The sequence below is a fragment of the Streptomyces sp. NPDC029041 genome (genome assembly GCF_040637515.1).
Taxonomy (GTDB): Bacteria; Actinomycetota; Actinomycetes; order Streptomycetales; family Streptomycetaceae; genus Streptomyces.
Genome location: NZ_JBEZWO010000002.1, coordinates 183942 through 204768 on the forward strand (window position 1 = coordinate 183942; position 20827 = coordinate 204768).

Genomic DNA, 20827 nt, shown 5'->3' on the forward strand with positions numbered 1-20827 from the left:
CCGGAACACCGAAGGGGCGTCACCTCCGCACAGGTGCCGCCCCTTCGTCTCGTGCTCCGGAGCCGCCGCGATCGGTGAGGGTCGGGGACCGCCGACGGCTCCGGGTTCCTGCGTGGCCGCACGGGCCACTGGTCTAGCGGTGGTCGCTGCCCTGCGACTGGACCGCCGCCCGGCCCGCTTCCAGGCGGGCCACCGGGATGCGGAACGGGGAGCAGGAGACGTAGTCGAGTCCGACCTCGTGGAAGAAGTGGACCGACTCCGGGTCGCCGCCGTGCTCGCCGCAGACGCCGAGCTTGAGGTCGGGGCGGGTCTCGCGGCCGGCCTTGGCGGCCAGCTTCACCAGCGAGCCGACACCGTCCTTGTCGATCGTCTCGAACGGGGAGACGCCGAAGATGCCCTTCTCCAGGTACGCCGTGAAGAACGAGGCCTCCACGTCGTCCCGGGAGAAGCCCCACACCGTCTGGGTGAGGTCGTTCGTGCCGAAGGAGAAGAACTGCGCGGCCTCGGCGATCTGACCGGCGGTCAGCGCGGCGCGCGGCAGCTCGATCATCGTGCCGATGGACAGCTTCAGCTGCGCACCCGAGGCCGCCTCGACCTCGGCGATGACCTGGTCGGCCTCCTCACGCACGATCTCCAGCTCCTGGACCGTGCCCACGAGCGGGATCATGATCTCGGCGCGCGGGTCGCCCTTGGCGGCCTTGCGCTCGGCCGCGGCCTCGGCGATCGCCCGGACCTGCATGGTGAACAGGCCGGGGATGACCAGGCCGAGGCGGACACCGCGCAGCCCCAGCATCGGGTTCTGCTCGTGCAGCCGGTGCACCGCCTGGAGCAGGCGCAGCTCGTTCTCGTGCGGCTCCTGGCGGGACTCGGCCAGCGCCACACGCACGGACAGCTCGGTGATGTCCGGGAGGAACTCGTGCAGCGGCGGGTCGAGGAGGCGGATGGTGACCGGCAGGCCGTCCATCGACTCGAAGAGCTGCACGAAGTCCTGCTTCTGCAGCGGCAGCAGCTGCTTGAGGGACTCCTCGCGCTCGGCGTCCGTGTCGGCCAGGATCAGCCGCTCCACCAGCTCGCGCCGGTCGCCGAGGAACATGTGCTCGGTGCGGCACAGGCCGATGCCCTGGGCGCCGAAGCGGCGGGCGCGCAGCGCGTCCTCGGCGTTGTCGGCGTTGGCGCGCACCCGCAGGCGGCGCTTGCGGTCGGCGAAGGCCATCATGCGGTGGACGGCCTCGACCAGCTCGTCGGCGTCGTCGGCGCCCGGGTGCATCCGGCCCTCGAAGTACTCCACGACCGGGGACGGGACGACCGGTACCTCACCGAGGTAGACCTTGCCGGAGGAGCCGTCGATGGAGACGACGTCGCCCTCCTCGACGACGTGCCCGCCGGGCACGGTCATCCGGCGGCGCTTGGTGTCGACCTCCAGCTCCTCGGCGCCGCAGACACAGGTCTTGCCCATGCCGCGCGCGACCACGGCCGCGTGGGAGGTCTTGCCGCCGCGCGAGGTCAGGATGCCCTCGGCGGCGATCATGCCGTCCAGGTCGTCGGGGTTGGTCTCGCGGCGGATCAGGATGACCTTCTCGCCGGAGCGGGACCACTTGACGGCCGTGTAGGAGTCGAAGACGGCCTTGCCGACGGCCGCGCCCGGGGAGGCGGCGATGCCTCGGCCGACCTGCGCGACCTTCGCGTCCTCGTCGAAGCGCGGGAACATCAGCTGCGCGAGCTGGGCGCCGTTGACGCGGGTGAGCGCCTCGGCCTCGTCGATCAGGCCCTGGTCGACCAGCTGGGTCGCGATGCGGAAGGCCGCGCCCGCGGTGCGCTTGCCGACGCGGGTCTGGAGCATCCACAGCACACCGCGCTCGATGGTGAACTCGATGTCGCAGAGATCCTTGTAGTGGTTCTCCAGCGTCTCCATGATCTGCATCAGCTGGTCGTACGACTTCTTGTCGATCTGCTCCAGCTCGGCGAGCGGCACGGTGTTGCGGATGCCCGCGACGACGTCCTCGCCCTGCGCGTTCTGCAGGTAGTCGCCGTAGACGCCCTGGTGGCCGGAGGCGGGGTCGCGGGTGAAGGCGACGCCGGTGCCGGAGTCGGGGCCGAGGTTGCCGAAGACCATGGAGCAGACGTTGACCGCGGTGCCGAGGTCGCCGGGGATGCGCTCCTGGCGGCGGTAGAGCTTGGCCCGGTCGGTGTTCCAGGAGTCGAAGACCGCGTGGATGGCGAGGTCCATCTGCTCGCGCGGGCTCTGCGGGAAGTCCCGGCCGGCCTCGGTCTTGACGATCTTCTTGAACTTGGTGACGAGCCTCTTGAGGTCGGCCGCCTCCAGCTCGGTGTCGACGGTGACCTTCTTGGCCGCCTTCGCCGCCTCCAGCGCGTCCTCGAACAGCTCGCCGTCGACGCCCAGGACGGTCTTGCCGAACATCTGGATGAGGCGGCGGTAGGAGTCCCAGGCGAACCGGTCGTCGCCGGCCTGCTTGGCGAGGCCCTGGACCGACTTGTCGGAGAGGCCGATGTTGAGGACGGTGTCCATCATGCCGGGCATGGAGAACTTCGCGCCCGAGCGCACCGACACCAGCAGCGGGTCGTCGGCCTGGCCGAGCTTCTTGCCCATGCGGGCCTCGAGCGCGTCGAGGTGGGCGCTCACCTCGTCACGCAGTGCCGCCGGTTCCTCGCCGCTGTCGAGGTAGGTCTTGCAGGCCTCGGTGGTGATCGTGAAGCCGGGCGGGACCGGCAGACCGAGGTTCGTCATCTCGGCGAGGTTCGCGCCCTTGCCACCGAGGAGGTCCTTGAGGTCCTTGTTGCCCTCGGTGAAGTCGTAGACGAACTTCACGCCCTCAACGCTCGCGGCCTGCTCGGCTACCGGGAGATCTTTGTTTTCCGACACGGGTCTCGACTCCTCGAGGACGCGGTGGCTGCCCTGACGGGCAGGAACATACCCAGATCAAAGGCGTCTGGGTACGTCCACTTGTGCGTCATGCGCCTGTAACCACTCGTCCGCCAGCGGATCGAAAGTCAAAGCTGAGCAAGCGATCGCAGCCGCATGTTTTCACTTCTTGAACGCAAGGGCCTTCCTGACCCCCCTCAAGCGCTCATGTGAGCAGAGTTTCCGCACATGTGAGTTCGCTCGATGAACGATCAAACGGTGGCACTCAGTGCCACCCCTTGGAGAAGTGCAGCCGCTCATGATCCGCTCATCTGAGCGCAACCCTTATCAGGGGTGGCGAGAATCACGCTGCCACACGCGCCGGGATTTCACCATGCGGACGTGTCCAGGGCCCGTAACGCGGCCGTCACACCCCGAGCGCGCGCAGCCGCTCCTCGGCCCGCTCGGGCGCGTAGAGGTGCTCCACGACCATCGCACCGGCTCCGACCAGCGCGGCCCGCTCGCCCAGCCGTGCGGTCACGACCTCCAGGTGTGCGGTGGAGCGGGGCAATGCCCGCTGGTACAGCAGTTCGCGCACGCCTGTCAGGAAGGCGGTTCCGGCCAGATCCCCGGCGATCATCAGGACACCGGGGTTGAGCAGCGTCACCACGGTCGCGAGGACGTCCCCGACCCGGCGCCCGGCCTCCCTGGCGAGCCCGACCGCCTCGGGGTGCCCGGCCGCCAGCAGCTCCCGGACGTCCGAGCCGGAGGCCGCCGGTGCCCCGGCCTCCGCCAGCCGCCGGGCCACGGCGCCACCGCTCGCGACGGCGGCCAGACAGCCGTAGGAACCGCACCGGCACAGCGCTCCGGCGCCCTCCGGTACCCGGATGTGCCCGATGTCGCCGGCGCCGCCGTCGATGCCGCGGAACACCGAACCGTCCACCACGACCCCGGCGCCGATGCCCGTGGAGACCTTGACCAGCACGAAGGCGGAGCAGTCGGGGTAGGCGGTGCGCTGTTCGCCGTACGCCATGAGGTTGGCGTCGTTGTCCACCAGCACCGGCACCCCGGCGGTGCCCGCGTGCTCGCCGAGCGCCCGGGACAGCCGGCTCCTTATGTCGTAGCCGTCCCAGCCGGGCATGATCGGCGGCTGGACGACGCGGCCGGTCTCGGTGTCGACCGGGCCGGGCACCGCCAGCCCGACCCCGCAGACCGCCTCCGCGTCGTGCCCGGTCTTCTCCAGCAGCCCGGCGAACCAGCGGCCGAGTTCGCCGAGGACGGTGTCCGGCCCGTCCTCGACGACGAGGGTGCCGGAGTGCTCGGCGAGGATCTCACCGCTCAGCGACAGCACCGCCGCCCGGGCGTGCCGGGTGTCGAGGTCGGCGGCCAGGACCACCGCGTGCTCGTCGTCGAACTCCAGGGTGATGGAGGGCCGCCCGCCGAGCGGCGAGTCCACCGGCCCCCCGGCGCCCTCGCGCAGCCAGCCCGCGCGGAAGAGCCGGTCCAGCCGCTGCCCGACGGTGGCCCGGGACAGTCCGGTCGCCTGCTGCAGCGCACCCCGGGTCACGGCGCGGCGACTGCGCACCAGTTCGAGCAGATCGCCGGCGCTCGCCTGGCCCGCGCCCCGTCCGGTTCTCCCGGGCCGTCCGGTCATGCACACCCCCTTGTGTTTCCCAACCCTGCATTACATATTGGGTTTTGCGTGTTAAATAGACGTAACCCTACGGTAGCTCCTGCCGATCCCGGCCAGGAGTACGTCTTTGGGAGAGCCCCGAGTGGATCGCATCGCCCAGCTCACCACGCGTCCCACGGGGCGCCCGATCGCATACGACCCGGCCGCCGCGCCGCCTTCCCTGCACGTCAGAGCCGCACAGGTGCTGGAGGGCAACTGGACGGGCAGGTCCACCGTGCCCTCGCGCGGCCTGTATCCGCACCAGTGGTCGTGGGACTCGGCGTTCATCGCGATCGGCCTGAGGCACCTCTCGCCGTTAAGGGCCCAGACGGAACTGGAGACGCTGCTGGCGGCCCAGTGGGCGGACGGGCGCATCCCGCACATCGTCTTCAACCCCTCCGTCCCCCTCGACGCGTACTTCCCGAGCCCCGATTTCTGGCGTTCGTCGACCGCCGGGCGCGCCGCCGGCGCCCCACGCACCGTACAGACCTCCGGGATCGTGCAGCCGCCGGTCCACGCCCTGGCCGCGTGGCTGGTGCACCTCGCCGACCCGGGCCTGTCCAGGGCGCGCGGCTTCCTCACCCGGGCGTACCCCCGGCTGGCCGCCTGGCACGACTATCTCCCGCACCGTCGCGACCTCGGCGAGGGCGGGCTGGTGTCCGTCGTGCACCCCTGGGAACAGGGTATGGACAACAGCCCCTGCTGGGACCGCCCGTTGTCCCGCGTCACCCCCGCTCCGGCCGGCTCCTTCCGCCGCGCCGACCTCGACCACGGCACCCCCGAGGACCGGCCGACGGATCTGGACTACGGACGGTACGTGCGGCTGGCCGCCGACTACCGGGACCGCGGGTACGCCGACGGCCGCGGCGACTTCGCCGTGGAGGACCCGGCGTTCAACGCACTGCTCGCCGCCTCCGAGTACGCCCTGGCCGACATCGCGGACGAGCTGGGCGTGACCGGCTCGGCCCGGCGCACCCGAGCGGAGCGCCTGACGACGGCCCTGGCGGAACGGCTGTGGGAACCGGCGGCGGGCATGTTCCTGTGCCGGGACGTGCGCGAAGGGGAGCTGATCCCCGAGCGCGGTGTCTCCGGACTCGTCCCCCTGTTGCTCCCCGCCCTGCCGCGCGAGCTCGCGGCCACCCTGGCCCGCACGGCCTGCGGCCCGCACTTCGGCCTGGGCGGCACGACCCGCATGGTCCCGAGCTACGACCTGCTCGGCGAGGCCTTCGACCCGCACCGCTACTGGCGCGGCCCGGCCTGGTTCAACACCAACTGGCTGCTGGAGCGGGGCTTGCGGCTGCACGGTGAGCGCGGCCGGGCCGATGCCCTGCGCAAGGGCATGCTGCACACCGCCGGAGCCTCCGGCTTCGCGGAGTACGTCGACCCCTACACGGCACAGGCCTGCGGCGTCACCGGATTCGGCTGGACCGCCGCGCTCACGCTCGACCTGCTGCACGACCGGCCCGCACGGGGCAGGAACGGCCTCACGGCGATCAAGGGAGGGGACCGGGGATGACGGACCGGCATCATCTGCTCGTGCACGGCCGGACGTTCGCCGCCGTCGGCGATCGCGGCGACATCAGCGGCTACCGGGGCGGCAGCGCCCCGGACGGCCTGTTCGTACGGGACGCCCGGCATCTGAGCCGGTGGCAGCTCACCGTCGACGGGGCGGTGCCGGACACGCTGACCCCGGTGGCCGACGGGGACACCGCGCGCTGCGTGCTCGTCCCACGCGGCGGCCGTGACGAACCGCCCGCCTGCACGCTCTTCCGCGAACAGGCCGTCGGGGACTCCTCGTTCGTGGAGTCGCTGCGCGTCACCAGCAACCGTCCGGTGCCCACGACGGTCCGCCTCGCGGTCACCGCCGACGCCGACTTCACCGACCAGTTCGAGCTGCGCTCCGACCACCGCACCTACACCAAGCCCGGCGCCGTCCGCTCCCGCCAGGTGCTCACACACGGCGTGGAGTTCGTCTACCGGCGCGGCGAGTGGCGTTCCGTCACGACCGTGACGGCCGACCCGCGGCCGGACGCCGTGGAGGAGACCGGCACCGGCGCGCGTCGTCTGGTGTGGACCCTGGACCTCGAACCGCACGGCACGGCCGAGGTGACCCTGCGGGTCATGGCCCGCCCGCACGGCGACCGGCGCGCCCTGCGCGTACCCCGCTCCCCCGCCGCCGCCCACGAGCAACTGCGCGCCCGAGAGGAGGAGTTCGTGCGGGACCTGGTCTTCCCGGCCGGCTGGCCCGAGCTGGCCGCCGCGTGCACCCGGGGGCTCGCCGACCTCGCCGCCCTCCAGGTCCCGGCCACCGGCCCGGACGGCGAGGACGTGCGCGTCCCGGCCGCCGGCGCCCCTTGGTTCCTGACGCTGCTGGGCCGGGACGCCCTGCTGACCTCGCTGTTCGCCCTGCCCTACCGGCCGCGTCTGGCCGCCGCCACCCTGCCCGCGCTGGCCGCGACCCAGGCCACCGGAACCGGCGCCGACGAGATCGCCCAGCCCGGCAAGATCGTGCACGAGGTGCGGCACGGCGAACTGGCCCACTTCGGCCAGGTCCCCTACGGCCGCTACTACGGCTCGGTCGACGCCACCCCGCTCTTCCTCGTCCTGCTCGGCGCGTACACCGAGCACACCGGCGACACCGGCCCGGCCCGCCGCCTCGAACCCCACGCCCGGGCCGCGATCACCTGGATGCTCGACCACGGCGGCCTGACCTCGCGCGGCTACCTCGTCTACCGCGCCGATCAGGGCGGCCTCGCCAACCAGAACTGGAAGGACTCCCCCGGCGCCATCTGCTCCGCCGAAGGCACCCGCCCGCACGGGCCGGTGACGGCGGCGGGCGCCCAGGGCTACGCCTACGACGCCCTGCGCCGCACGGCGGGTCTCGCCCGCACGGTGTGGCAGGACACCACGTACGCGCATCTGCTGGAGCAGGCGGCCGGTGACCTGCGGGACCGTTTCCAGCGGGACTTCTGGATGCCGGAGCACTCCTTCCCGGCCCTCGCGCTCGACGGCCGGGGCAAGCAGGTCGACGCGCTGGCCTCCGACGCCGGGCACCTGCTGTGGTCGGGCCTGCTGGACAAGGAGTACGGCGAACTGGTCGGCCGGCGGCTCCTCGAACCGGACTTCTTCTCCGGCTGGGGCGTGCGCACCCTGGCCGCCGGGCAGCCGGCGTACCACCCGCTCTCCTACCACCGCGGCTCGGTCTGGCCGCACGACAACGCGCTGATCGCCCTGGGCCTGGCCCGCTACGGGCTGCACGACGAGGCCCGCGCGATCGCCCGGGGCCTGGTCGACGCGGCGGGCGCGACCGGCCACCGCCTCCCGGAGGTTCTCGCGGGCTACGGCCGCGACACGCACCCGGAGCCGGTGCCGTACCCGCACGCGTGCGTGCGTGAATCCCGTTCGGCGTCGGCCCCGTTGGCGCTGCTCACGGCGGTCGGGGTGGTCTAGGGGCCGGTTGGCCCGCCGTTTGCCGGGTGTTTGCCGAGCGCTGGCCCGGCGGGCTGAACACACCTGGTGGACGCACCGTACGCAACGGTGGCGGACCCGTACCCCCACCCGGGTCCGCCACCACGCCGGTTCCGTACGGGAAGGACCTCCGGGTGCCTGTCTTCACACGCTTCAGCGAGTCGCCGCAGCCGGGTGACGGCGTTTCCGAGGCCGAGGTCGGCAAGACGGAGGCTGAGGACGGCGGAGAGGACGAGAGAGCGCAGGCGGCAACGCCCGATCCCGCCCCGGCCGCCTCACGCTTCACCCACCTGCGTACCTGGCGCACTCACCACCCCCGGGCCGCCCGCGCCCTCCACCTGACCACCACCGCCCTCGCCGGCGTCCTGGTCGTGGGCGCCCTGCTGCTGCCCAACACGCTCCCCGCGCTGAAGGCGGCCGGCTTCGCGCGGATCCCTGCGGAGGCGGTCCTCGGGGCCGTCGTCGTCCTGGCTCTGCCGCGGCGGCCCCGGCTGGTGGCTGCGGTGCTGTACGGGCTCGGTCTCACCGCCCTCACCACGGTGAACCTGCTGGACATGGGGTTCAACGAGTACCTGGGGCGGGGCTTCAACGCCGCGCTCGACTGGGACCTGCTGCCCGACGCGCAGGCGTACGTCGAGGACACGCTGGGCGGGGGTGTCGCGACCGCCGCCGCCGCCGGCGCGGTGGTGCTCGTGCTGCTCGTGGCGGCCGTCATGGTCGCGGCGTCGGTCCGGCTCGCCGACGTGCTCGCGCGCCACCGGATGCGGGCGTCCAAGGGCGCCCTGGTCGCCGGCACCGCCTGGGTCGCCTGTTCCGCCCTGGGTCTGACCCTGTTCGGCGGGCCGATCGCCTCCGAGCGCGGTGCCGGTGCCCTCAAGGCGCACGCGCAGCGGACGGTGGAGTCCCTGCGGGACGAGGCGGCGTTCGTGGAGGAGTCGAAGGCGGACACCTTCGGCAACACCCCGCCCGGCGAGCTGCTGCCCGACCTGCGCGGCAAGGACGTGATCTTCACGTTCATCGAGAGCTACGGCCGCAGCGCGATCGAGGATCCGATCATGGCCCCCGGCGTCGACCGCACGCTGGACTCCGGCACCGAGGCCCTGAAGAAGGCCGGCTTCGACGCCCGCAGCGGCTGGCTGACCTCGGCGACGTACGGCGGCAGCAGCTGGCTCGGCCACTCCACGACCATGTCCGGCCTGTGGATCGACAACCAGCGGCGCTACCGCACGGTCAGTGCCGGCGACCACCTCACCCTCACCAAGGCGTTCCGGAAGACCGGAGCCTGGGACACCGTCGGCGTGATGCCCGGCGTGCAGAAGGGCTGGCCGGAGGAGAAGTGGTACGGCCTCGACAAGGTCTACGACGCCTTCGACCTGGGCTACAAGGGGCCGAAGTTCAGCTGGTCGACCATGCCCGACCAGTACGCGCTGGAGGCGTTCCAGCGGCAGGTGCACGGGAAGAAGCGGGACAAGCCGCTGATGTCGTTCGTCATCCTGACCTCCAGCCACCAGCCCTGGGCACCCGTCCCGAAGACGGTCGGCTGGGACGAACTCGGTGACGGCTCGGTCTTCGACGCGATCCAGAAGGCCGGCAACAAGGCCTCGGACGTCATCACCGACACCACCAAGTCCCGCGAGGAGTACGGCAAGTCCATCCAGTACTCGGTCACCAGCCTCACCCAGTGGCTGGAGCGCTACGGCACCGACGACACCGTCCTGGTGTTCCTCGGCGACCACCAGCCCATCGCCCGGGTCAGCGGGAACCACGCCTCCCGGGACGTGCCGGTGTCGATCGTCGCGAAGGACCCGAAGGTCCTGGACAAGGTCGCCGACTGGAAGTGGACGCAGGGGCTGAGGCCGGACCACGACGCGCCCGTGTGGAGGATGAGCTCCTTCCGGGACCGCTTCCTGAAGGCGTTCGGCTCCACCCCGCGCCCCTCGAAGGGCTGATCAGCCGCCGGAGGTGTCGAGCTCGGCGTCCTCGCCGACCCCGGCGCAGTCGTAGGGGTCCTTCAGCCAGCCGTCCGGCAGCACCACCCGGTTGTTGCCGGACGTGCGGCCCCGGGGCCCGTCGGCGCCGGCGGGCCAGGGCTGGTCGAGGTCCAGCTCGTCCAGCCCGGCGCGCAGCTCCTGGAGGGACGAGGTGACGGCGAGGCGCTTGCGCATCTCGGAGCCGACCGCGAAGCCCTTGAGGTACCAGGCGACGTGCTTGCGGAAGTCGACGACGCCCTTGGTCTCGTCGCCGATCCACTCGCCGAGCAGCGTGGCGTGCCGGACCATGACGTCGGCGACCTCGCGCAGTGCGGGGCGGGCGATGTCCTCGGTGCGGCCCTCGAAGGCGGCGACCAGGTCCGCGAACAGCCACGGCCGGCCGAGGCAGCCGCGGCCGACGACCACGCCGTCGCAGCCGGTCTCGCGCACCATCCGCAGGGCGTCCCCGGCGGACCAGATGTCGCCGTTGCCCAGCACCGGGATCTCCGGCACGTGCTCCTTCAGCCGGGCGATGGCCTCCCAGTCGGCGGTGCCGCCGTAGTGCTGGGCGGCGGTGCGTCCGTGCAGGGCGATGGCGGTGACGCCCTCCTCGACGGCGATCCGGCCGGCGTCGAGGAAGGTGATGTGATCGTCGTCGATGCCCTTGCGCATCTTCATCGTCACGGGCAGGTCGCCGGCGCCGCTGACGGCTTCGCGCAGGATGGCCCGCAGCAGGTTCCGCTTGTAGGGCAGCGCGGAGCCGCCGCCCTTGCGCGTGACCTTCGGCACGGGGCAGCCGAAGTTCAGGTCGATGTGGTCGGCGAGGTCCTCCTCCGCGATCATGCGGACGGCCTTGCCGACGGTCGCGGGGTCCACGCCGTACAGCTGGATCGAGCGCGGCGTCTCCGTCGCGTCGAAGTGGATCAGCTGCATGGTCTTCTCGTTGCGTTCGACCAGCGCCCGGGTGGTGATCATCTCGCTGACGAACAGGCCCTTGCCGCCGCTGAACTCTCTGCACAGGGTGCGGAAGGGCGCGTTGGTGATCCCGGCCATGGGGGCCAGGACGACGGGCGGCTGGACGGTGTGCGGGCCGATCTGGAGGGGCGTGGACATGCCTCCATTGTGCCGTGCAATGAGAAGGCAAAGTTCGTTAGTTAGCCACACTATCGAAATCGGCGTACGATGGGCCGCATGCCCGAGCTCAGCCCCCGCCGCCGCATGCTGGTGCTCGCGATCTGCTGCATGAGCCTGCTGATCGTGAGCCTGGACAACACGGTTCTGAACGTGGCCCTGCCGTCCATGCAGCAGGACCTGCACGCGAGCACGTCGGGCCTGCAGTGGACGATCGACGCGTACACGCTCGTCCTGGCCTCGCTGCTGATGCTCGCGGGCTCCACGGCCGACCGGATCGGCCGCAAGCGGGTCTTCATGGCGGGTCTGGTCGTCTTCACGATCGGCTCGGTGCTGTGTTCCCTCGCGCCGGATCTGGAGGCGCTGGTGGCGTTCCGGACGGTGCAGGCGGTGGGCGGCTCGATGCTGAACCCGGTCGCCATGTCGATCATCACCAACACCTTCACCGAACCGCGCGAGCGGGCCCGGGCGATCGGCGTCTGGGGCGCGGTCGTCGGCATCTCGATGGCCGCCGGCCCACTGGTCGGGGGCCTTCTCGTCGACTCCGTCGGCTGGCGCTCCATCTTCTGGATCAACCTGCCCGTGGGCCTGGCGGCCCTGCTTCTCACCCTGCGCTTCGTCCCCGAGTCCCGCGCCCCTCGCGCCCGCCGCCCCGATCCCGTCGGGCAGGTGCTGGTGATCGCGCTGTTCGGCTCGCTGACGTACACGATCATCGAGGCGCCCAGCACGCCGTTCCGCTCCCTCGTGCCGCCGGCCGCCGTCGCCCTGGCCGCGCTCGCCGGGCTGCTCCTGTACGAGCCGCGCCGCAGGGAACCGCTGATCGACCTGCGCTTCTTCCGCTCGGCGCCGTTCAGCGGGGCGACGGTCATCGCGATCAGCGCGTTCGCCGCGCTCGGCGGCTTCCTGTTCCTGTCCACGCTGTACCTGCAGAACGTACGGGGGCTGACCGCCCTGGAGGCAGGTCTGTGGATGCTGCCGATGGCCGTCCCGACGTTCCTGTGCGCGCCGCTGTCGGGCCGCCTGGTGGGCACGCGCGGCCCCCGCCTGCCCCTGCTGATCGCGGGCCTCGCGATGACGACGAGCGGTGTCCTGTTCGCCGCGTTCGAGGCGGAGACCTCGAACGTCACGCTCCTCGCCGGCTACGTCCTCTTCGGCATCGGCTTCGGGTTCGTCAACGCGCCCATCACCAACACGGCCGTCTCCGGCATGCCCCGCGCCCAGGCGGGTGTCGCGGCGGCGGTCGCCTCCACGAGCCGCCAGCTCGGGCAGACGCTGGGGGTGGCCGTCGTGGGCGCGGTGCTCGCCTCGGGTGTCGGCGCGTCCCCGTACCGGGAGACGTTCGTGTCCGCGGCGCGGCCCGGGTGGTGGATCCTCGCGGTGTGCGGCTTCGCGGTGCTGGCACTGGGCGCGGTGACGAACGGACGGTGGGCCCGGGGCACGGCCGAACGGGCCGCAGCGAGGCTGGAGTCGGCGCAGGTGCGCGACGCCGCCGGGCTCCGAGTCTGAGCCGACGGCGGCCCTGACCGGTCGCCGCGGGCCCGGCACTCCCGCCGCCGGCGGTGGTGTTCTTCGTGTTCTCGCTGCTGGGCCCGCGCCTGGTCGCCCGGTACGGCACGCGCGTGGTGACGGCCGGTGCCGTCCTCCAGGGGATCCGCCTGACCCTGATGGCGCTGGCCGCCTGGTGGTTCTGGCCGCACGTCGGCTTCGTCGAACTGCTTCCGGGCGGGGTGGCCGCCGGTGCCGGACAGGCGCTGCAACTCCCCGTCATCCACCGGGTGATCCTCTCCGAGGTGCCGCCCGCCCGCGCCGGTGTCGGCAGCGGGGTGATGATCACCACTCAGCAGTCGGCGCCGGCCCTCGGTGTGGCGACCCTGGGCGCGCTGTTCCTGTCCCTGGTCCCGGGGATGGGCATGCGGGACGCCCTGGTCGCGACTTTGCTGGTGCAGGTCTGCGGAGTCGCGCTGACCGGCCTTTTGAGCCTGCGGCTGCCCCGCACGGTCGACCGAGCTCTCTCACGGCCTGATAACGGGCTTCCGGGGAAACCCTGTTGGTGTCGGTCGTGCTGCACACTCCTTGCTGCGAGCAGGCCGGGACGGCGGATTTCTCGACGCGGGAGGCGTCATGACACAGATCGACACGAGCAAGGTCAGCCGGTGGGACCAGCACGGCCGGGAGCACGTGGTGCGGGTGCTCCGGACGGGTGTGCAGCGCACGATCAGATGCGACACCTGCGGCTGGCGCAGAGGCGCCCAGTTCCTGCCCTGGCTGAAGGCGGAGGAGCATCTGCTGGAGGCCCACCAGGCCACCGTGGATCCGACGGCGGCTTAGGGCCTGTCGTTTGGATCACGCCGCAGACGCGGGGCCGCTTCGGGCCGTTGCCGTGCCGGGGACTACGGCGCTCGCCGCAGCCCCTGCACGAGCAGGTCGACGACCGCCGCGAAGTCGGCCTCGGTGCCCGGCTCCTCCCACTCCCTCGCGTAACAGGGGTCGTGGAAGCGGCCCGTGGCCTGGAAGACCGCTCGGGCCGAGGCCTCCGGGTCGGCGGCGGCGAAGTCGCCGGACTCGACACCGGCCTGGATGATGCGGGTCAGCTGCGTCTCCAGGTCGGTGATGTGCTCGCCCACCGCCGAGCCGTTCTCGTCGGTGAGGACCATGTACGTGGCGAACAGCTCCGGGTCCTCGCCCGCCTTGCGTCGCTTGGCGGCGAACAGCGCGGCGAGCCAGTCCCGCAGCCGGTCCTCGGGGACACGGTCGGCGGCGACGATCCCCGACAGCTGCCCGGAGGTGCGGTCCAGCCAGCGCTTGGTGACCGCCTCGCGCAGGGCCGCCTTCGTCCTGAAGTGGCGGTAGACGCTGCCATGGCTGACACCGAGTGCACGCGCCACGTCCACCACGGTGGCCTTGGCCGGGCCGTGACGGCGCAGCACCTCCTCGGTCGCCTCGAGGATGCGCTCGGCGGTCAGAGTCTCGCTGGTCGGTGCCATGCCCTGACCGTACCCGCAGCCGGGTTCAGCTCTCGAGGTGCGCCATCTGGGCCGCCGGATAGCGGTCGCCCGCGGCGGCTCCGGCCGGCACGGCCTCCTCGATCGCGGCCAGGTCGGCTGGCTCCAGCGTCACCTCCAGCGCGCCCAGCGCCTCCGTGAGCCGGTCGCGGCGGCGGGCGCCGACCAGGGGCACGATGTCCTCACCTCGGGAGAGCACCCAGGCGATCGCGATCTGCGCGACGCTGACGCCCTTCTGCTCGGCTGTCTTCCGCAGGGCCTCGACGAGATCCAGGTTGTGCCGGAGGTTGTCGCCCTGGAAGCGCGGCGACATCGCCCGGAAGTCGCCCGCGCCGAGCTGCCGGTCCGCGGTGAAGTGGCCGGAGATCAGGCCGCGGGAGAGCACGCCGTACGCCGTGATGCCGATGCCCAGCTCGCGGACGGTGGGCAGGACCTCGTCCTCGATGCCGCGGGATATGAGGGAGTACTCGATCTGGAGGTCGGACACGGGGGCGGTGGCCGCTGCCCGGCGTATCGTCGCGGCGCCGACCTCGCTGAGGCCGATGTGCCGCACATAGCCCTTCTCGACGAGTTCCGCTATGGCGCCGACCGTCTCCTCGATTGGCACGTCAGGGTCGAGGCGCGCGATGCGGTAGACGTCGATGTGGTCGACGCCGAGCCGCTGGAGGGAGTAGGCGGCGAAGCTCTTCACTGCGGCGGGACGGCCGTCGTATCCGAGCCAGCTGCCGTCCGGGCCGCGCAGGGCGCCGAACTTGACGCTGACGAGGGCCTGTTCGCGCCGGGCGGCGGGGGCGGCGCGCAGGGCCTCGCCGATCAGCATCTCGTTGTGACCCATGGCGTAGAAGTCGCCGGTGTCGAGCAGGGTGACGCCCGCTTCGAGCGCCGCGTGGATCGTCGCGATGGACTCCGTCCGGTCCGCCTCGCCGTACAGGGCGGACATGCCCATGCAGCCGAGGCCGAGGGCGGAGACCTGGGGGCCTGTGGTTCCGAGGGGTCGGGTTCGCATCGTCATGCTCTCCACGATGCCATGACAGCTGACAGATTTCAATATCTGTCAGTCGATACTTGTCAGCGGCGTGGTCCGGGCCGGACTGCGGTGGGCCGTGCCCAGGGGCCCCAGCGGCCCCACCGTTCGACACGGTTCACATGGGCTCCGACAATGGAAGTGCCGGTGAGCGGTCTCCCCGGCGGCGCCCGCGCACCGGTCGCGCGGAACTCCTGCGCCGCCCGAGGGAGTGCGCCATGACGATCCGCATCGCCACCTTCAACACGGAGAACCTCTTCCGCCGCCCGAAGGTCTTCCGCCTGCCGGACGACAAGCAGCGCCGCGAGATCCTCGACGACTACGCCGAGCTGGTGTCCCTGCTGGAGAAGAAGACCTACGACGACGTCACCAAGGTCCGCATCGCCGAACTGCTGAAGAAGCACCGCGTGCACGACTCCCGCAAGGACAGGCCGTTCTTCATCAACGAGACGCGCGGCAAGGACACGCTGTTCGACACGACGGGCAGCGGCGACAACATCAAGTTCACGATCGTCGCCAAGGGCCGCCGCGCATGGACCGGCTGGGTGGAACTGGTCCGTGACGACCTGGACTGGGAGGTCGTGTACAACACCGGCCGGGTGATCGCCGAGATCGACGCCGACATCCTGCTCACGGTGGAGGTGGAGGACCGCACGACCCTGCGCCGGTTCAACGAGCAGGTGCTGGGCGCCGACCTGAACAGGACGCCGTACCCCTACGACATGGTGATCGACGGCAACGACCCGCGCGGCATCGACGTCGGGATCCTCAGCCGCCACCCGATCACGTCCATGAGGTCCCACGTCTTCGACGCCGACCCCGACCGCCCGGGCAAGCACCTCTTCAGCCGGGACTGCCCCGAGTACGAGATCCAGATCGGCGGGCCGCCGCTGTGGCTGCTCGGCAACCACCTCAAGAGCCAGAGCGACGACAACCCGGAGCTGCGCATCGCGCAGGCCCGGCGGGTGGCGTCGATCTACCAGTCCGCTCTGGAACGCTCCCCGCACGTCATCGTGGCCGGCGACCTCAACGACGAACCGTCCAGCGAGGCGATCCGTGCCCTGCTGGGCACGGGTCTGCGGGACGTGATGAGCCACCCGGGGTACCGGGGCACCCCGGGCACCTACGGGACGGGCAAGAGCGAGAGCCAGAAGCTGGACTATCTGATGCTGCCGCCACCGCTGTGGGACCAGGTGCAGCACGTGGAGGTCGAGCGGCGCGGCGTCTGGGCACCCTCGACGATCAAGTCCTTCGACTCGGTCACCTCGAAGTGGAACCGCGCCTCGGACCACGCTGCCGTCTACGTGGACCTGGATCTGTGAAGCCGCCGGAACGCACCGGTGCCGGGCCCCTCCGAGGAGGAACCCGGCACCGCTGTGCGAGAAGGGGCGATCAGCAGCCGATCAGACGGGCCGCCAGGTAGCCCTCGATCTGGTCGAGGGAGACGCGCTCCTGCTTCATCGAGTCGCGCTCGCGGACGGTGACGGCGTTGTCCTCGAGCGTGTCGAAGTCGACGGTCACGCAGAACGGCGTACCGATCTCGTCCTGACGGCGGTAGCGGCGGCCGATGGCGCCGGCGTCGTCGAACTCGATGTTCCAGTTCTGCCGGAGCGCCTGGGCGAGGCCCTTGGCCTTCGGGGACAGCTCCGGGTTGCGCGACAGCGGCAGCACCGCGACCTTCACCGGGGCCAGACGCGGGTCGAGGCGCAGCACGGTGCGCTTCTCCATCTTGCCCTTGGCGTTGGGCGCCTCGTCCTCGATGTAGGCGTCCAGGAGGAACGCCAGCATCGCGCGGCCGACACCGGCCGCGGGCTCGATGACGTAGGGAGTCCAGCGCTCGCCGGCCTCCTGGTCGAAGTAGGTGAGGTCCTGGCCGGAGGCCTTGGAGTGGGCGCCGAGGTCGTAGTCGGTGCGGTTGGCGACGCCTTCGAGCTCGCCCCACTCACTGCCGCCGAAGGAGAACCGGTACTCGATGTCGGCGGTGCGCTTGGAGTAGTGGGAGAGCTTCTCCTTCGGGTGCTCGTACCACCGCATGTTCTCCTCGCGCAGGCCGAGACCGGTGTACCAGTTCCAGCGCTGCTCCATCCAGTACTCCTGCCACTTCTCGTCCTCGCCCGGCTTGACGAAGAACTCCATCTCCATCTGCTCGAACTCGCGGGTGCGGAAGATGAAGTTGCCGGGCGTGATCTCGTTGCGGAAGGACTTGCCCATCTGGGCGATGCCGAACGGCGGCTTGCGGCGCGAGGTGGTCTGCACCTGCGAGAAGTTGGTGAAGATGCCCTGTGCGGTCTCGGGACGCAGGTAGGCGACGGAGCCGGAGTCCTGCGTCGGGCCGAGGTGGGTGGACAGCAGGCCCGAGAACTGCTTGGGCTCGGTGAACTGGCCCTTGTTGCCGCAGTTGGGGCAGTTGACGTCGAGGAGGCCGTTCTCCGGGGCGCGGCCCTTCTTCTCCTCGTAGGCCTCCTCCAGGTGGTCCGCGCGGAACCGCTTGTGGCAGGAGGTGCATTCGGTCAGCGGGTCCGTGAAGGTGGCGACGTGACCGGATGCGACCCAGACCTCGGGGGCCAGGATCACGGACGAGTCGATGCCCACGACGTCCTCGCGCGACGTCACCATGTAGCGCCACCACTGGCGCTTGAGGTTCTCCTTGAGCTCGACACCCAGGGGGCCGTAGTCCCAGGCGGCGCGCTGACCGCCGTAGATCTCACTGCAGGGGAATACGAAGCCACGGCGCTTGCTCAGGCTGACGATGGTGTCGATCTTGTCGGCGGCCACGGTGCTCTCTTCATTACGACGACGAAAACTGATGGGGGCGGCGCGGAAGCGCCTCGATGAGGGGTGGTGGTCGGGAGACGGGCGGGCGGAGCGAGTTGCTTCCAGCGAATGTCTCAGGTTACCGGCGGGGACGCCCCCTCAATCAAATCGCTCCCCCTCCGGGGACCTCAAGGCCCTGCTCGGGCGGTTTGTTGACAACGGTTTCCATATTTGTTGAAAATGAGTGTCATGAACGTACGACGACGCCTCATACCCGCCGCCGCGGCCGCCTCTCTCGGCCTCGGCGCCCTGACCGCCTGCTCCAGCGACAGCGCGGCCTCGGGCAACACGGACAAGTTCGACGTCGTCGCGTCGTTCTATCCCATGGCGTTCCTCGCCCAGCAGATCGGCGGCGACCACGCGAACGTCACCAGTCTCACCGAGCCCGGCCAGGAGCCGCACGACCTGGAGATCAGCACCAAGCAGCGCGCGCAGCTGGAGGAGGCCGACGCGGCGCTCTATCTCAAGGGCCTCCAGCCCGCCGTCGACGAGGCCGTCGGCCAGACCGGCATCAAGACCAAGATCGACGCGGCCACGCTGACCCACCTCGAGGACCACGGCACCGGCGGCCACAGCCACGAGGGCGAGGAAGGCCACTCCGAGGAAGGCCACTCCGAGGAGGAGGAGCACGCCCGCGACCCGCACGTCTGGCTCGACCCGGTGAAGTACGCCGAGATCGCCCAGGGCGTCGGCAAGGCCTTCGAGAAGGCCGACCCGGACCACGCGGCCGACTACAAGAAGAACACCGCGTCCCTGGTCACGAAGCTGAACGGGCTGAACAGCGACTTCGAGAACGGCCTGAAGGACACGAAGACCAAGGTCTTCTTCACCAACCACGCCGCCTTCGGCTACCTCGCCGAGCGCTACGGCCTCACCCAGGAGGCCATCTCCGGCATCGACCCGGAGAGCGAGCCCAGCGGCGCCCGGGTCCGGGAGCTCCAGCAGGAGGCGAAGGCCGACGGCGTCACCACCGTCTTCTACGAGACACTGGTCTCCGACAAGACCGCCAAGACCCTCGCCCGCGACGCGAACCTGAAGACCGACGTCCTCGACCCGCTCGAGGGCATCACGGACACGTCCCGCGGCGACGACTACTTCCAGGTCATGGAATCCAACCTCAAGGCCCTGCAAAAGGCCCTGGGAGCCAAGTGATCGACCCATCGGAGGACGGCATGACCGAGCCCGTCGTATCCCTGCGCGGTGTCCGCGCGGACCTGGGCTCGCGCCCCGTGCTGCGCGGCATCGACCTCACCGTGCACCGCGGCGAGGTCGTCGCGCTGCTCGGCGCGAACGGCTCGGGCAAGTCGACGGCCGTGCGCAGTGTCATCGGGCAGGTGCAGACCGGTGCCGGTGAGATCGAGCTGTTCGGCACGGACCGCAGGCGGTTCCGCGACTGGCACCGCGTGGGTTACGTCCCGCAGCGCACCACGGCCGCCGGCGGCGTGCCCGCCACGGTGACCGAGGTGGTCTCCTCGGGCCGCCTGTCCCGGGCCCGCTTCGGCGTACTGCGCAAGGCCGACCACGCGGCCGTACGACGGGCCCTGGACCTCGTCGGCATGGCCGACCGAGCCAAGGACTCGGTCGACGCCCTCTCCGGCGGCCAGCACCAGCGCGTGCTGATCGCCCGCGCGCTCGCCTCCGAACCCGAACTGCTGATCATGGACGAGCCGATGGCCGGCGTCGACCTGGCCAGCCAGGAGGTCCTCGCGCACACCCTCACCGAGCAGGTGTCCCAGGGCGCGACCGTGCTGCTCGTGCTGCACGAACTGGGCCCCCTGGAGCCCCTGATCGACCGGGCGGTCGTGCTGCGCGACGGCTGCGTCGTCCATGACGGGCCGCCCCCGAAGGCCGTCGGCCAGCACGCCCTGCCCGGCCACGACCACGTACACCCGCACGCACCCGCGGGCGCCGAACCGATCCGCACGGGACTGCTGAGCTGATGGACTTCCTCGACTACGCCTTCATGCAGCGGGCCCTGCTCGCCGCCGTCCTGGTCGGCATCACCGCCCCCGCGGTCGGCATCTACCTGGTCCAGCGCCGCCAGGCCCTGATGGGCGACGGCATCGGCCACGTGGCGATGACCGGCGTCGGCCTCGGCTTCCTTCTGACCTGGTCCCCGGTGTGGATGGCCACCCTGGTCTCCGTCCTCGGCGCGGTCCTCATGGAGCTGATCCGCTGGTACGGAAAGACCCGCGGCGACATCGCCCTCGCGATGCTGTTCTACGGCGGCATGGCCGGCGGTGTGATGTTCATCAACCTCGCGCCGACGGGCTCCAACGCCAACCTGACGTCGTACCTGTTCGGCTCCCTGTCGACGGTGTCCCAGTCGGACGTCACGGCGATCTGCGTCCTGGCCGCGTTCGTCGTCCTGGTCACCCTCGGCCTGCGGCGGCAGCTGTTCGCGGTCAGCCAGGACGAGGAGTTCGCCCGGGTGACCGGGCTGCCGGTGCGCGTGCTGAACCTGCTGACGGCGGTCACCGCGGCCGTCACCGTGACGGTGGCGATGCGGGTGGTCGGGCTGCTCCTGGTCAGTGCGCTGATGGTGGTGCCCGTCGCGGCCGCCCAGCAGATCACCCGCAGCTTCGCCGCGACCTTCGTGATCGCCGTGGCCATCGGCGTGAGCGTGACCATCGGCGGCACCGTCACCTCGTACTACCAGGACGTGCCGCCCGGCGCGACGATCGTGCTGCTGACCATCGGCGCGTTCATCGCCCTGACGGCGCTCGCGGCCCCGCTGGCCCGCCGCCGCGCCCGGGCCCGGGCGGCCGCGGACGGCTCGGCCGATCCCGGGGACTGCACGATCCCGGGCAGCCGCCAGGCGGCCGACGAGGTCGGCGTCTGACCGCCCCCACCCCGGACTGGCACAATGGCCCGGGCAAGGCAGAC

The 20827-nt window shown here is 71.1% G+C and carries 15 protein-coding genes and 1 pseudogene; 10 read left to right on the forward strand and 6 right to left on the reverse strand.

Annotation, left to right across the window (positions count from 1 at the left end; translation table 11 throughout):
- Positions 1-133: 133 nt before the first annotated feature.
- Positions 134-2827, reverse strand: coding sequence for a pyruvate, phosphate dikinase (gene ppdK / locus AB0F04_RS04420; protein ID WP_362038655.1), 2694 nt, complete (start codon positions 2825-2827; stop codon positions 134-136).
- A gap of 460 nt (positions 2828-3287) precedes the next feature.
- A complete protein-coding gene (locus AB0F04_RS04425) occupies positions 3288-4514 on the reverse strand; it encodes an ROK family protein (RefSeq protein ID WP_362037672.1) in 1227 nt (408 codons plus the stop codon).
- Positions 4515-4635: 121 nt separating this feature from the next.
- Between AB0F04_RS04425 and AB0F04_RS04430 the strand changes: the two genes are divergently transcribed.
- The 3 genes from AB0F04_RS04430 to AB0F04_RS04440 all read left to right on the forward strand — a co-directional run bounded on the left by AB0F04_RS04430 (position 4636) and on the right by AB0F04_RS04440 (position 9949).
- Positions 4636-6048: a hypothetical protein gene (locus AB0F04_RS04430; RefSeq protein ID WP_362037674.1), complete on the forward strand. Its 1413-nt coding sequence runs from the start codon at positions 4636-4638 to the stop codon at positions 6046-6048.
- Positions 6045-7982, forward strand: a complete 1938-nt coding sequence (locus tag AB0F04_RS04435) for a glycogen debranching N-terminal domain-containing protein (RefSeq protein WP_362037676.1) — start codon at positions 6045-6047, stop codon at positions 7980-7982. The genes AB0F04_RS04430 and AB0F04_RS04435 overlap by 4 nt, the downstream gene beginning before the upstream one ends.
- Before the next feature lie 308 nt (positions 7983-8290).
- The gene (locus AB0F04_RS04440; protein ID WP_362038658.1) at positions 8291-9949 is read left to right on the forward strand and encodes a sulfatase-like hydrolase/transferase; all 1659 of its coding nucleotides are present in this window, start codon (positions 8291-8293) and stop codon (positions 9947-9949) included.
- On the opposite strand, the gene dusB is transcribed toward AB0F04_RS04440, so the two are convergent.
- Positions 9950-11083 carry a tRNA dihydrouridine synthase DusB gene (dusB, locus tag AB0F04_RS04445; protein ID WP_362037677.1) on the reverse strand — a complete coding sequence of 378 codons (1134 nt, stop codon included), beginning with the start codon at positions 11081-11083 and terminating at the stop codon, positions 9950-9952.
- A gap of 78 nt (positions 11084-11161) precedes the next feature.
- Between dusB and AB0F04_RS04450 the strand changes: the two genes are divergently transcribed.
- From AB0F04_RS04450 to AB0F04_RS04460, 3 genes and pseudogenes are all read left to right on the forward strand, one after another.
- Positions 11162-12607, forward strand: a complete 1446-nt coding sequence (locus tag AB0F04_RS04450) for an MFS transporter (protein WP_362037680.1) — start codon at positions 11162-11164, stop codon at positions 12605-12607.
- Between the two features lie 17 nt (positions 12608-12624).
- Positions 12625-13101 (forward strand): annotated as a pseudogene (locus AB0F04_RS04455) (MFS transporter); the annotation flags it as partial.
- A 121-nt stretch (positions 13102-13222) separates the two neighbouring features.
- A complete protein-coding gene (locus AB0F04_RS04460; RefSeq protein WP_362037682.1) occupies positions 13223-13429 on the forward strand; it encodes a hypothetical protein in 207 nt (68 codons plus the stop codon).
- A gap of 62 nt (positions 13430-13491) precedes the next feature.
- On the opposite strand, the gene AB0F04_RS04465 is transcribed toward AB0F04_RS04460, so the two are convergent.
- Both AB0F04_RS04465 and AB0F04_RS04470 read right to left on the reverse strand, forming a co-directional pair.
- On the reverse strand, positions 13492-14085 hold the full coding sequence (locus AB0F04_RS04465) for a TetR family transcriptional regulator (RefSeq protein WP_362037683.1): 594 nt from the start codon (positions 14083-14085) through the stop codon (positions 13492-13494).
- A gap of 25 nt (positions 14086-14110) precedes the next feature.
- The gene (locus tag AB0F04_RS04470) at positions 14111-15115 is read right to left on the reverse strand and encodes an aldo/keto reductase (RefSeq protein ID WP_362037684.1); all 1005 of its coding nucleotides are present in this window, start codon (positions 15113-15115) and stop codon (positions 14111-14113) included.
- Positions 15116-15345: 230 nt separating this feature from the next.
- Between AB0F04_RS04470 and AB0F04_RS04475 the strand changes: the two genes are divergently transcribed.
- Positions 15346-16449, forward strand: a complete 1104-nt coding sequence (locus AB0F04_RS04475; protein WP_362037687.1) for an endonuclease/exonuclease/phosphatase family protein — start codon at positions 15346-15348, stop codon at positions 16447-16449.
- A gap of 70 nt (positions 16450-16519) precedes the next feature.
- Here AB0F04_RS04475 and AB0F04_RS04480 read toward each other — a convergent pair whose 3' ends face one another.
- Positions 16520-17902 (reverse strand): glycine--tRNA ligase, encoded by a 1383-nt coding sequence (locus AB0F04_RS04480; protein ID WP_362037689.1) that lies wholly within the window; start codon positions 17900-17902, stop codon positions 16520-16522.
- A gap of 228 nt (positions 17903-18130) precedes the next feature.
- On the opposite strand from AB0F04_RS04480, the gene AB0F04_RS04485 reads away from it, so the two are divergent.
- The 3 genes from AB0F04_RS04485 to AB0F04_RS04495 are packed head-to-tail and all read left to right on the forward strand — an operon-like array spanning position 18131 to position 20783.
- Positions 18131-19093 carry a zinc ABC transporter substrate-binding protein gene (locus AB0F04_RS04485; RefSeq protein ID WP_362037692.1) on the forward strand — a complete coding sequence of 321 codons (963 nt, stop codon included), beginning with the start codon at positions 18131-18133 and terminating at the stop codon, positions 19091-19093.
- 20 nt (positions 19094-19113) lie between these two features.
- Positions 19114-19881 (forward strand): metal ABC transporter ATP-binding protein, encoded by a 768-nt coding sequence (locus AB0F04_RS04490; RefSeq protein ID WP_053669282.1) that lies wholly within the window; start codon positions 19114-19116, stop codon positions 19879-19881.
- Entirely contained in the window at positions 19881-20783 is a 903-nt protein-coding gene (locus AB0F04_RS04495) for a metal ABC transporter permease (protein WP_362037694.1), read from the forward strand. Before AB0F04_RS04490 ends, AB0F04_RS04495 begins: the two co-directional genes overlap by 1 nt.
- Positions 20784-20827: the final 44 nt, after the last annotated feature.

What these genes read in the sequence shown, in the direction of transcription:
- AB0F04_RS04425 (WP_362037672.1), bottom strand. Translation starts at nt 4,514, where the DNA reads ATGACCGGACGGCCCGGGAGAACCGGACGGGGCGCGGGCCAGGCGAGC.
- AB0F04_RS04435 (WP_362037676.1), top strand. Translation starts at nt 6,045, where the DNA reads ATGACGGACCGGCATCATCTGCTCGTGCACGGCCGGACGTTCGCCGCC.
- dusB (WP_362037677.1), bottom strand. Translation starts at nt 11,083, where the DNA reads ATGTCCACGCCCCTCCAGATCGGCCCGCACACCGTCCAGCCGCCCGTC.
- AB0F04_RS04450 (WP_362037680.1), top strand. Translation starts at nt 11,162, where the DNA reads ATGCCCGAGCTCAGCCCCCGCCGCCGCATGCTGGTGCTCGCGATCTGC.
- AB0F04_RS04460 (WP_362037682.1), top strand. Translation starts at nt 13,223, where the DNA reads ATGACACAGATCGACACGAGCAAGGTCAGCCGGTGGGACCAGCACGGC.
- AB0F04_RS04465 (WP_362037683.1), bottom strand. Translation starts at nt 14,085, where the DNA reads ATGGCACCGACCAGCGAGACTCTGACCGCCGAGCGCATCCTCGAGGCG.
- AB0F04_RS04470 (WP_362037684.1), bottom strand. Translation starts at nt 15,115, where the DNA reads ATGACGATGCGAACCCGACCCCTCGGAACCACAGGCCCCCAGGTCTCC.
- AB0F04_RS04475 (WP_362037687.1), top strand. Translation starts at nt 15,346, where the DNA reads ATGACGATCCGCATCGCCACCTTCAACACGGAGAACCTCTTCCGCCGC.
- AB0F04_RS04485 (WP_362037692.1), top strand. Translation starts at nt 18,131, where the DNA reads ATGAACGTACGACGACGCCTCATACCCGCCGCCGCGGCCGCCTCTCTC.
- AB0F04_RS04490 (WP_053669282.1), top strand. Translation starts at nt 19,114, where the DNA reads ATGACCGAGCCCGTCGTATCCCTGCGCGGTGTCCGCGCGGACCTGGGC.
- AB0F04_RS04495 (WP_362037694.1), top strand. Translation starts at nt 19,881, where the DNA reads ATGGACTTCCTCGACTACGCCTTCATGCAGCGGGCCCTGCTCGCCGCC.